At 34.6% G+C, this 13,219-nt stretch carries 14 protein-coding genes; 6 read left to right on the plus strand and 8 right to left on the minus strand.

The annotated features are described in order from the left end of the window. The first annotated feature begins 20 nt into the window (after positions 1-20). The 5 genes from AC1RNE_RS03390 to AC1RNE_RS03410 all read left to right on the plus strand — a co-directional run bounded on the left by AC1RNE_RS03390 (position 21) and on the right by AC1RNE_RS03410 (position 4,370). Complete coding sequence (locus AC1RNE_RS03390; RefSeq protein WP_492799634.1) at positions 21-1,520, plus strand: xylulokinase; 1,500 nt, start codon at positions 21-23, stop codon at positions 1,518-1,520. A 142-nt stretch (positions 1,521-1,662) separates the two neighbouring features. Then, positions 1,663-1,782, plus strand: a complete 120-nt coding sequence (locus tag AC1RNE_RS03395; protein WP_492803599.1) for a T9SS type A sorting domain-containing protein — start codon at positions 1,663-1,665, stop codon at positions 1,780-1,782. Positions 1,783-1,831: 49 nt separating this feature from the next. Then, positions 1,832-2,623, plus strand: coding sequence for an undecaprenyl-diphosphate phosphatase (locus AC1RNE_RS03400; protein WP_492799635.1), 792 nt, complete (start codon positions 1,832-1,834; stop codon positions 2,621-2,623). A gap of 2 nt (positions 2,624-2,625) precedes the next feature. After that, positions 2,626-3,336 (plus strand): tRNA pseudouridine(55) synthase TruB, encoded by a 711-nt coding sequence (gene truB / locus AC1RNE_RS03405; protein WP_492799636.1) that lies wholly within the window; start codon positions 2,626-2,628, stop codon positions 3,334-3,336. A gap of 95 nt (positions 3,337-3,431) precedes the next feature. Next, positions 3,432-4,370: a bifunctional riboflavin kinase/FAD synthetase gene (locus AC1RNE_RS03410; RefSeq protein WP_492799637.1), complete on the plus strand. Its 939-nt coding sequence runs from the start codon at positions 3,432-3,434 to the stop codon at positions 4,368-4,370. 42 nt (positions 4,371-4,412) lie between these two features. Here the strand turns inward: AC1RNE_RS03410 and AC1RNE_RS03415 are convergent, their stop codons facing one another. From AC1RNE_RS03415 to AC1RNE_RS03440, 6 genes are all read right to left on the minus strand, one after another. Next, entirely contained in the window at positions 4,413-5,228 is an 816-nt protein-coding gene (locus tag AC1RNE_RS03415) for an oxidoreductase (protein WP_492799638.1), read from the minus strand. Positions 5,229-5,325: 97 nt separating this feature from the next. Further along, positions 5,326-6,150 carry a helix-turn-helix domain-containing protein gene (locus tag AC1RNE_RS03420; protein ID WP_492799639.1) on the minus strand — a complete coding sequence of 275 codons (825 nt, stop codon included), beginning with the start codon at positions 6,148-6,150 and terminating at the stop codon, positions 5,326-5,328. Positions 6,151-6,235: 85 nt separating this feature from the next. Further along, complete coding sequence (locus AC1RNE_RS03425) at positions 6,236-6,637, minus strand: PIN domain-containing protein (protein ID WP_492799640.1); 402 nt, start codon at positions 6,635-6,637, stop codon at positions 6,236-6,238. Continuing rightward, complete coding sequence (locus AC1RNE_RS03430) at positions 6,637-6,951, minus strand: helix-turn-helix domain-containing protein (RefSeq protein ID WP_492799641.1); 315 nt, start codon at positions 6,949-6,951, stop codon at positions 6,637-6,639. The genes AC1RNE_RS03425 and AC1RNE_RS03430 overlap by 1 nt, the downstream gene beginning before the upstream one ends. Before the next feature lie 130 nt (positions 6,952-7,081). Next, complete coding sequence (locus AC1RNE_RS03435) at positions 7,082-9,625, minus strand: ATP-dependent Clp protease ATP-binding subunit (protein ID WP_492799642.1); 2,544 nt, start codon at positions 9,623-9,625, stop codon at positions 7,082-7,084. Positions 9,626-9,785: 160 nt separating this feature from the next. Next, positions 9,786-10,412: a WbqC family protein gene (locus AC1RNE_RS03440; RefSeq protein WP_492799643.1), complete on the minus strand. Its 627-nt coding sequence runs from the start codon at positions 10,410-10,412 to the stop codon at positions 9,786-9,788. A gap of 93 nt (positions 10,413-10,505) precedes the next feature. Here AC1RNE_RS03440 and AC1RNE_RS03445 point away from each other — a divergent pair, with 93 nt between their 5' ends. Further along, positions 10,506-11,366, plus strand: a complete 861-nt coding sequence (locus tag AC1RNE_RS03445; RefSeq protein WP_492799644.1) for a lysophospholipid acyltransferase family protein — start codon at positions 10,506-10,508, stop codon at positions 11,364-11,366. 48 nt (positions 11,367-11,414) lie between these two features. On the opposite strand, the gene AC1RNE_RS03450 is transcribed toward AC1RNE_RS03445, so the two are convergent. Both AC1RNE_RS03450 and AC1RNE_RS03455 read right to left on the minus strand, forming a co-directional pair. Further along, the gene (locus AC1RNE_RS03450) at positions 11,415-11,999 is read right to left on the minus strand and encodes an L-threonylcarbamoyladenylate synthase (protein WP_492799645.1); all 585 of its coding nucleotides are present in this window, start codon (positions 11,997-11,999) and stop codon (positions 11,415-11,417) included. A 272-nt stretch (positions 12,000-12,271) separates the two neighbouring features. Beyond that, positions 12,272-13,213 (minus strand): YihY/virulence factor BrkB family protein, encoded by a 942-nt coding sequence (locus tag AC1RNE_RS03455; RefSeq protein ID WP_492799646.1) that lies wholly within the window; start codon positions 13,211-13,213, stop codon positions 12,272-12,274. Between the last annotated feature and the right edge of the window lie 6 nt (positions 13,214-13,219).

Raw genomic sequence — 13,219 nt, forward strand, 5'->3', positions numbered from 1 at the left:
AATAAATACAAACTTCGACTATGTTACTTTTAGGCTTAGATTTAGGTACCTCATCCATTAAAGCATCTGTTGTAGATGGTTCAACAGGCAAACTAGTTGCCTCAGCCCAATATCCAGATACAGAAAACACCATTTCTTCTCCGCACGATGGCTGGGCAGAACAAGACCCTGAGATGTGGTGGACTTGTGTTCAATTAGCCATTCAAAGATGTAATTCATCTGGTAAATATAATCCTAAAGATATTCAAGCGGTCGGTATAGCGTATCAAATGCATGGATTGGTTGTTGTTGATAGAAACCTGAATGTTTTAAGACCATCTATCATCTGGTGCGATAGTCGCGCTGTAGAAATAGGCAATAAAGCTTTTGACAAAATTGGTCATGAAAAGAGTTTGGCTAATTTACTTAACTCTCCAGGAAACTTTACTGCTTCTAAATTGGCTTGGGTCAAAGAAAATGAACCGAGAGTATATGGTTCAATTTATAAAATTATGCTTCCTGGTGATTTTATAGCGATGAAATTGACAGGCGAAATCACTACTTCAAACTCTGCCCTTTCAGAAGGTATCTTTTGGGATTTCCAAACAAATGGCGTTTCCGAAGACGTGATGAAATGTTATGGTTTTCCTTCAACTATTTTACCTGATATTCGTCCTTTATTTTCAAATCATGGCGAGGTAAAAAGCTCTATTGCAGATGCATTAGGCCTACAAGCCGGTATTCCTGTGACTTATAAAGCAGGCGACCAACCTAATAATGCCCTTTCTTTGAATGTACTTGACCCAGGAGAAGTAGCGGCTACAGCAGGAACGTCGGGCGTAATTTATTCTGTTTCAGATAAAGTAAGCTACGACCCAAAATCAAGGGTAAATACTTTTGCCCATGTAAACCATGAATTAAACGGTGCCAATCGATTAGGAACGCTTTTATGTATAAATGGTACTGGTATTCTGAATCGTTGGGTTCGTGATAACGTAGCTAGTGGATTAAGCTATCAAGCAATGAATTCTCTTGCTGCTGGTGTGACCGAAGGAGCCGACGGACTTAGAATTTTACCTTTCGGGAATGGTGCAGAAAGAGTATTAGAAAATAAAGTGATTGGTGCTACTTTCCAACGTTTGAATCTTAATGCTCATACTAATGCACATATTATTCGTGCTGCCCAAGAAGGTATCGCTTATTCTTTGAAATACGGAATGGATATTATGGCAGAAAATGGCACATCTCCTTCTGTTATTAGAGCAGGCAAGGCTAATATGTTTTTAAGTGATGTTTTCTCACAGTCTTTAGTAAATGTTACGGGTGTTGCCGTTGAATTATACGATACTGATGGTGCAAAAGGCGCAGCTTTGGGTTCAGGTATTGGAGTTAAATATTTTGCTTACCCTAAAGATGCCTTCGTGAATATGGAAAAAATTGGTGTGATTGAACCCGATACATCAAAAGCCAATACTTACAAAGAAATATATCAAGACTGGAAGAGTATTCTTGATAATCAGTTAAGTATTAAAAACGATTAGTATATTCTATTGTCTAAAAAAGCACTTCATTATGCTACGATTAATAGCGTAATGAAGTGTTTTTGTTTGAGATGCTTGATAAAGCATTCTTGTTGTATCTCTTATACTTATCGTAATTATTCAATAGTCAAACGTTGTACCAATCTTAGATTTTTTAGGAAATAAAACATTTGAGAAAATCATATTTAATCAAAAGTTATTTTCTTTAGATTTATCGACCCTGAATAAAGGGCTTTATCTTGTGATAATCAACAATAATTAAGAGATTTACAGTAGTAAATTTATTTTAGAATAATATACCCCTTAAATCAATGTCAACAATTCAAGCAATTATTCTTGCTATTATCGAAGGTTTAACAGAGTTTCTTCCGATTTCTTCTACAGGACACATGGTATTGATGAGTTCTTACTTAGGTATTGAAAATGACAGATTCACCAAACTTTTTGAAGTTTGCATTCAATTTGGAGCTATTTTGGCTGTTGTGGTGTTGTACTGGAAAAAGTTTTTGGATTTTTCAAAATGGCAATTTTATGTAAAACTTGCCTTGGCAGTTGTTCCTGCTTTGATTTTCGGAAAACTATTTGACGATTTGATTGATGAGCATTTAGGAAATCCAGTTTTCATTGCTACAGTGTTGTTGGTGGGTGGTATTATTTTATTATTTGTAGATAATTGGTTCAAAAACCCAATCATTAATGAAGAAGTAGATATTACGAATGTTACGGCTATCAAAATTGGAACGTACCAATGTTTAGCCATTATGTTTCCGGGTTTGAGCAGAAGTGCTGCTACGATACTGGGCGGGATGCAACAAAAATTAAGCAGAGGATTAGCTGCTGAATTTTCTTTTTTCTTGGCAGTACCCACTATGGCAGCGGCGACGGGTTATAAATTATTAAAATTTATCTCAGACGAAGGAAGTATTTCAGAAGAACAAGTTAAGCTTTTAGGAATTGGTAATCTTGTAGCATTTATCGTTGCTGTTTTAGCTATCAAATTTTTTATCACAGTATTAAATAAATATGGCTTTAAATATTTTGGTATTTATCGCATCATTGTCGGAATTGTCATCCTAGTTTTGGCGACTACTGGCTCTCATTAAAAATGAATCAAGAAACTATAAAATTGAACCCAAATCAGACCTCTCCAGACCCTGGAGAGGTTTTATTGATTGATAAACCCCTTACTTGGACTTCTTTTGACGTTGTAAAGAAATTAAAATTTGCTGGTCGCTTTAAAAAAATTGGACATGCGGGTACACTTGACCCTCTGGCAACGGGCTTATTAATTCTTTGCACTGGCAAAATGACCAAGCAAATTGATTCTTTTCAGGCACAACAAAAAGAGTATTCTGGTACTTTTGTGCTAGGAAAAACAACGCCTTCTATCGACTTAGAAACGGAGTTTGATGAAGAATTTCCTATTGACCATATTAACGAAGCGGTACTTCAAGAAGCATTGAGTAAATTTCAAGGAAAAATATTACAAATCCCTCCTATTTACTCAGCCATACAAGTAAATGGTAAAAGATTGTACGAATTAGCCCGCAAAGGAAAAACGGATGCTGATGTTGAGATTAAATCAAGAGAAGTAGAGATATCAAAGTTTGAGATTGACAGTAGTAATTTCCCTGAAATTCAATTTTCAATCGTTTGTTCGAAAGGCACTTATATCAGAAGTTTAGTGAGAGATTTCGGGACGGCTTGCCAATCAGGAGCTTATTTAAGTTCACTGAGAAGAGAAAAAATTGGTGAGTTTGACGTAAAAGACGCACTTACCATTCAAGAGTTTATTGAGCAAAGGAAAGTTGATTAATTATTGGTAATTAAGGTTTTAGTATTAATGTAAAGAATAAAACTCTGTTGGCAATCCTATCAATAAAAAGGACTTATAACTGAGCTAATATAAAAATGCAAGTTTATCACGGAATACAAGAATTCAAGAAATTAGAGAATGCAGTTGTAACAAGTGGCACATTTGATGGTGTACATCTGGGACATCAAAAAATATTAAATCGCTTGAATGAAGTTGCTTTGCGAACGCTAGGAGAAAGCGTAGTGATTACTTTTTACCCTCATCCACGCAGTGTAATTTCTTCTGATACCCAAGCTATCAAATTACTTTCAACGCTCGACGAGAAGATTGAGCTCTTGGAACAAAATGGCGTACAACACCTTTTGATTATTCCTTTTACCAGAGAGTTTTCTGAACTTTCTTCGGAGGAATTTATTCAAAAGATTCTTCTTGATGCGATTGGCACTAAAACGCTTGTAATTGGCTATGACCATCGTTTTGGTAGAAACCGTGAAGGTGGTTTTGATTATTTAAAAACCAATGCTTCAAGATATGGCTTTTCTATTGAAGAAATAGCGCGTCAGGATATTGATCATGTAGCTGTAAGCTCGTCCAAAATCAGGAAAGCATTATTAGAAGGAAATGTTCAGTCAGCCGACCACCTATTGGGTAGAAATTATGCTATTACAGGCCTTATCGTTAAAGGCAAACAATTGGGAAGAACCATTGGTTTTCCAACGGCTAATATCCAAGTAAGAGAAATTGCCAAGCTAATACCAACTGATGGCGTATATGCTGTAAAAGTGCATTATAACAATGAAACTTTTGGAGGAATGCTAAACATTGGTAATCGCCCAACAGTTGATGGAACATATCAGACGATTGAGGTTAACATTTTTGATTTTAGTAAAGAAATTTACGGCGAAACACTAACAGTAGAGTTTATTACGAAAGTAAGAAATGAACAGAAATTTAGCGGATTAGATGCACTGAAAGCTCAAATAGCCAAAGACCAAGAAGTAATTAAAGAAATTTTACAACGTACCGACAATTGATTGTCGGTACGTTTTTTTATTATAGCAAAAGATGTTAGCTATTTATTTTAGCTGACTCATTATTAATTTATCGAAAAGATTGTCTGATAGAACCTTTTTCAAAAACAAGATAGGTTTTGCCATATAGCCCGCACTATACCTAGCCTTAGGTTTTTTAGCTTGAATGGCTTTATAGACCAAATGTGCTATCACATCAGGCTCATGAAAATTGCTTTCGCCTTTTACACCAACATTTGAGGCCTTTTCTACCAAATTCTTGTAAGCAGTGTTTCCCGATACTTTTCTCATGCTATCATTCGCTATTCCTTGCCACTCTGTTTTAATTCCTCCGGGTTCAATCAGAATTACATCAATCCCAAAAGGTTTTACTTCCATGCGTAAACTGTCGCTTAGCCCTTCTACTGCAAATTTACTGGCATGATACCATCCACCCAATGGCGTTGCCATTTTACCCCCTATGGAAGTTACATTGACAATTTTACCAAAACGATTGGCGCGCATATAAGGCAACACCAATTGAGTAAGACGAGCCAAACCAAACACATTTACTTCTAATTGATATTTTGCGTCAGTGATGGGTACGTCTTCTACAGCACCATAAGAGCCAAAGCCAGCATTATTCATCAATACATCTATTCTTCCCTCCTCTTGTATGATTTGATTGATACCATTTACCATTGATACTTCATCTGAAACATCCATCGACAAAACTTTTATGCCCAATTGCTTTAGGTCTTCCATTTTATCTATCCTTCTGGCAGCACCATAAACAATATATCCTTTTTGACGTAAGTATTTCGCCGTTTCTTTTCCCATCCCTGCCGAAGCTCCCGTTATTAAAACTACTTGATTATTCATTTTTCTGATTTTTAAAGGCTATTATTTATATCGTATCTTAACATTGATTACGATACAAAGATAAATAGCATCAGAAAGATTCACTTTGGTGAAAAGCTCAGAGATTGTTTGCTGAAAAGCTCAATGAGATGGAAGAAGGATTATAGCCAAAGAATTGTTTGAAGGCATAAGAGAAATGAGAAAGATTCTCGAAACCGACTTCTAAATATACTTCAGAAGGCTTTTGTTTTCTTTCAGCAATGAGGTAATGGGCTTGTTCTAATCTTTTTTGGACTAGCCATTTTTGGGGAGACGTATTAAATTTCTTTTGAAAATCCCGCTTGAATGAAGCTAAACTCCTTCCTGTTAAATAAGCAAACTGTTCGGTAGGAATATTGAAGGAAAAATTCTTTTGCATATACTCTGCTAAATCTATTTTCCCTGGTTCGGCAAAGTCGGTTAAAATACCGTCAATATTATGGCTGATTTGTCTAATAATAGTCATTGCTTCCGTTAATTTCAACGAAAGCAATGCTTGAGGTAAGCCCTCTGCCATCTCATAATAAGGCAAGATAGAATTATACAAACTATCCAATAACGGATGCTTGTTGAATAATAAAACCTTGGGTTGCGTTATGGTCGTTTCAGCCTTTAAATGAATCGTATAATATTGTTGAAGAAAGTCTTGTGTAAAGAAAATAGAGATAGATTTAAATGGTTGGTCATCACTTGGGTATTTCGTAATTTTTGCCAATTGGTTTTTAGCAAACAACACTGTTTCACCCTCATTAATTAAGTACGATTTATCAGCTTCTTTTACTAATAATTTACCCGAATAGATATGCGTAAGCACATGCACTGGTACAGTATGTTCTTTTACTAAGAATGATTTTTCAGTACAAGAAAAAAATATTCCAGATTGAGATATATTATTATTTGGCATTATTTATGGTTCTTCTTCAAAATGATTTTAGATAAATCATTCATCTTTAAACTAATAATCTATTTATATATTGCGACTTCTTCAATTATACAAATGGATTAACAACAGTTAATTGATTTTCATAAATTTGTTTATTATTGAGGTCTTCTGAATAGAGAATTAAATTCTTTGTTTCTAATGCGGCTGTAACAATTAAACTATCAAACCAGCTTAATTCATACGTCTCAGCCAATATTGAAGCCTTGGTGATAGTAATATCCGTAGTGACATAAATATTAAAGTTTCTACGAAGTTCAAGCAACGCCAAAGTAATATCACTCCAATCCATCTTCATCTTTTTTCGTGCTATATTACTAAACTCAATCATTACTTGTGTTGAAATCCAACTATCTGGTAAACTGCATATATTTTGAGCAATTTCTTGCTTTTCAGGTTCGTCATCAGAATAGGCATAAATCAAAATATTAGTATCTATAAATACAGCCATTATCTTGCATTTGCTTCTTCTCTGTTGAACTTAAATCCTTTTGTCTTAAATTTTATAGCATTAAAGGTCGGAATCTCCAAAGGTTTTTGTTTATCAATAGTTATATTATTTTGAAAAAGCTCTGCCATCGAAATACCAAAATAATTCGTAAATTTTTCAAGTGTTGCTAATGATGGTTCTACTTTTCCCTTCTCAATACTATCATATTTCTTTTCAGGTATCCCTATATTCTCAGCTACCTCTTTTTGAGATAAATGCATATTATCCCTAATTATTCTCATGTTATTGGCTATGATATTTATCAAAACTGTCATGACTTTAGTTTGTTTACATCTCAAAAATAACAAATAAAATAATCTCAATTTACATTTTTATAGATTTACTAAAAAAGGTCGATTCAATTTAATGAACCGACCTTTTTTGTATCTATTTAAACACTAATGCTTATTCTTCTGTTGCTGTTGGCGCTAAAATTCTTGAAAGTGTTAAAGTATCACCTTCACCAGAATAATCTGCTAAGATTACATCTCCGTTGGCTAAATCACCTTTCAATATTTCTTCTGCTACTGGGTCTTCTAAATAACGTTGAATAGCACGATTCAATGGTCTTGCACCATATTGTGAATCATATCCTTTTTCAGCGATAAAGTCTTTTGCATTTTCAGTCAATTCAACTGTATAGCCAAGATTTGTGATTCTAATGAATAGCTTTTTCAACATTAAGTCGATGATTTGGTGGATGTGCTCACGTTCAAGTGAATTAAACACAATTACATCATCCAAACGGTTTAAGAATTCTGGCGAGAAAGCTTTTTTCAAAGCATTCTGAATCGTTCCTTTCATCGCATCATCTAGACCGTCAACTTTTGTTTTAGTAGAGAAACCGATACCTGTACCAAAATCTTTCAAATCTCTTGCTCCGATATTTGACGTCATGATGATAATAGTATTTCTGAAATCTACTCTTCTACCCAAACCATCTGTTAAAATACCATCGTCTAATACTTGAAGTAAGATATTAAATACATCTGGGTGAGCTTTTTCAATTTCATCCAACAATACTACGGCATAAGGCTTACGACGAATCTTTTCAGTTAACTGACCACCTTCTTCGTAACCAACGTATCCCGGAGGGGCTCCGACTAAACGAGATACACTGAATTTCTCCATGTACTCACTCATATCGATTCTTACTAAAGCATCATCTTTATCGAACAAATAAGTAGCTAATACCTTCGCTAATTCTGTTTTACCTACCCCCGTTGGACCTAAGAAAATAAATGAACCGATAGGTTTTTTAGGGTCTTTCAAGCCAACTCTTGTACGTTGAATCGCTTTAACAAGTTTAGCAATGGCTGGATTCTGTCCGATTACTTTACCTTGTAACTCTTCATTCATATTCAGAAGTTTTTGTCCTTCTGTAGCAGCTACACGATTTACTGGGATACCAGTCATTTGTGCAATTACTTCAGCCACACTTTCTTCTGATACGGTATAACGACGACGTTTGGTATCTTCTTCCCAATCACGTTTTGCACGGTCTAATTGGTCTAACAAACGTTTTTCACGGTCGCGTAATTGAGCAGCCTCTTCGTATTTCTGCGATTTAACTACTGCATTTTTCTCTTTCTTGATATTTTCGATGGCTTCTTCCAAACGAACAATATCTTCTGGTACTGTAATATTTGAAATATGAACTCTCGCTCCTACTTCATCCATCACGTCGATAGCTTTGTCAGGTAAAAATCTATCTGAGATATAACGTTCAGATAATTTTACTGCTTGTTCTATCGCCTCGTCAGTATAAGTTACATGGTGATGGTCTTCGTATTTATCCTTGATATTATTCAAGATTTCGATTGTTTCTTCAATAGAAGTAGCATCTACCATTACTGTTTGGAAACGACGAGCCAAGGCTCCGTCTTTCTCAATGTATTGACGATACTCATCTAAAGTAGTAGCACCGATAACTTGTATATCACCACGGGCTAAAGCAGGCTTGAACATGTTCGAAGCATCTAATGAACCAGAAGCTCCACCAGCACCCACGATAGTATGTAATTCGTCGATGAATAAAATCACGTCAGGTGATTTCTCCAACTCGTTCATTACCGCTTTCATTCTTTCTTCAAACTGACCACGGTATTTTGTACCTGCCACTAAAGAAGCTAAATCAAGGGTAACAACTCTTTTACCGAATAAAACACGTGATACTTTTTTCTGAACGATTCGTAGTGCTAGTCCTTCAGCAATCGCTGTCTTACCTACACCTGGCTCACCAATCAAAATTGGATTGTTTTTCTTTCTACGTGAAAGAATCTGAGCAACACGTTCTATTTCTTTTTCACGACCAACAATAGGGTCTAGTTTACCCGCTTCCGCTACTTTTGTTAAATCTCTACCGAAATTATCTAATACAGGTGTTTTAGATTTTTCTGTTCCTTTATTGGTGGTAGAACTTCCTCCAGCTGCGTTTCCGCTTGCAAACATTCTTGCATCATCATCGTTATCATCTGTGTCAGATGGGCCCGATTTGATATTAGGGTTTGATTGATATTCCACCATATCCTTAATTAATTCATAATGTATCTGGAACTTCTCAAGAATTTGTTTGGCTAAATTATCCTCATCTCTAAGAATAGCCATCAACAAATGTTCCGTTCCAACAAGGTTAGTTTTAAAAATCCTTGCTTCCAAGTACGTTACTCTCAATACTTTTTCGCATTGTCTTGAAAGCGGAATGTCTTGTTTGTTTTTGATAGTGTACGTAGATCGAACCGTACTCTTAGTAGCTTGTTCTATAGTAACACGCAAATCATCTAGGCTTGTCCCACACTTTTTAATTAAATCTAGAGCAATGCCTTCGCCTTCTCTGATCATTCCTAAAATTAGATGTTCCGTCCCGATGTAATCATGCCCAAGCCTGATTGCCTCCTCACGTGCGAGCGAGATAACCTCTTTTACTCTGTTTGAAAATTTTGCCTCCATGCTTAGAGTTGTTGAGTTATAGCGTTATAGAGCGTCAGAGTTGACCGTTAAGAGTGACAGGAAAAATCCAATTATTCTTTACTCTGATGCTGAAGGTAATCTCTGGTTATTTTCTTAATAATTACTTTCAGTAAATCTCTTCCAAATTAAATCTTAAACGTTAATTAATTAATCTTTGTTCATTTTCTATCGAACTTTGAAGTATCTTTAAAGACTGACTTCCCTGACAAAATAACAAATCTAAGATAGATAAATTAGGTACAAATTCACTGCCAAAGTTCTGTCGATAAGCAGTTGGTTTGTAAATTCCATTCGTAGAAAACGCTATTTTTGGATGAATTTTACTTCTCAAATCGTTCTCTACATTTTTTTCATATTTTTCTGTAAATATAATCTTTTTTTCGAGACGTAAAAGTTTCAGACAAATTGACAGAAGTTCTAGATTCAAATCGAACAAAAAGTCAGGTTTTTTTTCAATAATATTTTTAAAATATTCTGAATAATATTCAAAAAAAGGTGATTTTCCGTATGCTGAATGTATTGCACCCCAATGTCGGCGAATCCAATCTTGATGATATTCTATTTTTAAATCTCGAATCAACACCTTCGCATTCCCATTTTTTACTGGGATAGACAGCGTATCAATCTTATTAGTTGTCTGAATTATACAACGATTTCGGTAACTTTGCTTTTCGTAATATTCGTGTGCTTCAATAACTACGGTTTCGTGTTGAAGTAAGCATACAAAATATTCGAGACTGGGTAAATATTGTAAATCAATTATCATTTCCCTAAAATACAGCAGAATGATTTAATTTCAAATTTTTATGTTAAAATCATTCTATTTATCAAGAAAAAATACAAATTCGCAAAATAAAACATGATTTTTTTTAAATTTCTTTCGGTTTTACCATTTTGGTTAATTTATGGCATTTCTGATTTTGCCTATTTTTTACTTTTTCACATATTGAAATACCGTAAAAAAGTAGTTTTTGAAAATCTTAGAAATTCTTTTCCTGATAAAAACGAAAAGGAAATCCATGAAATTGCCAAGGGATTTTATCACCATTTAGCTGATATTTTTATTGAGTTTTTTAAAGGATTAAGTATTTCAGCAGAAGAGGTTACACAGCGTGTGCAAGTAAATAATATTGAGGTTGTAAAAAAGTATTTAGATAATAACATACCTATCATCTTCGTGGGTGGGCATCAAGGTAATTGGGAATGGGCAATTCATTCTGTTAGCTTACAAGGGGTTGAGTTAGATGTTGTTTATCAAAAACTTAGTAGCCCGTTCTTCGATAAGCTTACTTACGAAATCAGAAGTCGCTTTGGGGCATTTTTAATTGAAAGAAAGGATACCATTAAAGCTACTATTGAAAGGAAAGATAAACCAAGAGCGATTTGTTTGGCAGCCGACCAGATTCCTAGTCATTTGAAATCAGCCTACTGGACCAACTTTTTGCATCAAGATTCTGCTTTTTTTACTGGGCCAGAACGCATAGCGCGTAAATTTGATTATCCAGTAATTTTTATGGAGTTTGTCAGGAAAGGAAGAGGATTCTATGATATGAATCTTTCAGAGATTGTAAGTCCTCCTTATGATCACCTCGCTCCTAATGAAATTCTTGAGCGTTTTGTTCAGACATTAGATGCTTCCATAAAACAAAATCCATCATCATACTTATGGTCACACAGGAGATGGAAACATACAAGAGAGAAACAAGAGATAAAACCTTGATTGTATTTTATCCAACAAAAAAGCTTGCTTATTAGGCAAGCTTTTTTGTTATAAATAGGGAGATAAATCTCCCAGACCTTGCCTGATAATTTCAAAGTCATCCGAAGTAGCATCTACTATCGTTGAAGGTATGTTATTTCCATAGCCCCCATCAATTACGATATCGACCTGATTTTGGAATTTTTCAAAAATCAATTCAGGGTCAGTTGAATATTCTACAATATTATCATCATCATAAATTGACGTTGTGATAATAGGGTTGCCGAGTTCTTCTACAATCAACCTTGGAATTTCATTCGCTGGAATCCGAATACCAACGGTTTTTTTACTTTGCGATAATACTTTAGGTACTTTATTGTTGCCCTCTAACACAAAAGTAAAAGGACCAGGCAAAGCTTTTTTCATTAATTTAAACCCAGCATTAGATACCTTGGCATAATCTGCAATATGACTTAAATCATTACAGATAAACGAGAAATTATTCTTAGTAGGCTTGATGCCCTTTATTTGACAAATCCTTTCTACTGCACGCGTATTATGAATATCACAGCCCATTCCATAAACTGTATCGGTTGGATAAATAATTACGCCACCATCTTTTAGGCAATTCACGATATGGTTTATCTTTTTCATATCGGTGCCTTTTTCATATAATTTTATAAACTCCGCCATCGCTCTTATAGATTGTTTTAATGGTTAATGTAACGAAAAAAACTATTCCATTATAAAATGGTATAATGTTGAACTAAGGTTTTATTTCTTTGAAGAATAGACAACTATTAACGCTGTTACCCTCTATTTAGTTATCATTCGTTCAAACTTTAACATTTTTTACCAGTAATTAATTCCTGATATAGCAAGTTACGGGAATTTCAAAATAGAAGACAGGTAGTTCTAAACACAATCTATGTCTCTGAATCAATTAAAGTATCCGTTTCTTTTGAAGAATGTAAGGCTTCAGTAATACTAGCATTTATTTCAAACCCTAGAATAAGAATCAATGCTACCAGATACAACCAAACCATTAAAGCAATGAAGGTACCGATAGCGCCATAAAGTTTGTTATACGTAGCAAAATTGGATAGGTAATAAGAGAATAAGTTAGAAATTAAGATTGTCAAAATAGAAGCAGTGATAGAACCTGCATTGATAAAATTCCATTTTTTATGGATAGCAGGTGCCCAATAATAAATGATGGAGATGGTTACGAAAAAAACGAGGAATATTACAAAATAAGTAAGGAGTTGAAGTACATAAAAAGTAATATCTCGGTTCATGATACCTTCATCAAAAAGGAAATCAACCATTACTCTACCCACAATTAAAACCACTATTGCGATGATTAATACAAACGTCAATAAAAAGTTTAGCATGATTCCTATCAGCCTTGCCTTGATAAATCCACGTTTTTCAGATGTTTTATAGGTCATATTGAAGGCTCGCATCAAAGCCATCATACCACTCGTAGAGGCATACAAAGCAAAGATAAAACCTAACGAAAGTACTCCTCCTCGTGGCTTACTGACAATCTCAATGATAGTTTCTTGGGCTTCATGAAAAATACCTTTGGGCAATACATCTGAGAGTAATGATATGATTTTTAAATCAAGATTATTAACAGGAATATAAGGAATCAATGAAAACAGAAAGATGATAGTCGGGAATATGGCTAATGTAAAATTATAAGCTACTGCTGCTGCCCGAACATCAATATCAAATAGGGTAATTTTTTTAATTAAAACTTTATAGACTTGGTAAACACTATTAGCTACATTTTCTAAATGATAACGCTTCAAGAAAAGACGAAACCGATTGTATGCTTGTGTATGTTGTATTTTTGTTAGCATTATCTA

This window comes from Arcicella sp. GW822-FHT02H01 (genome assembly GCF_058802005.1).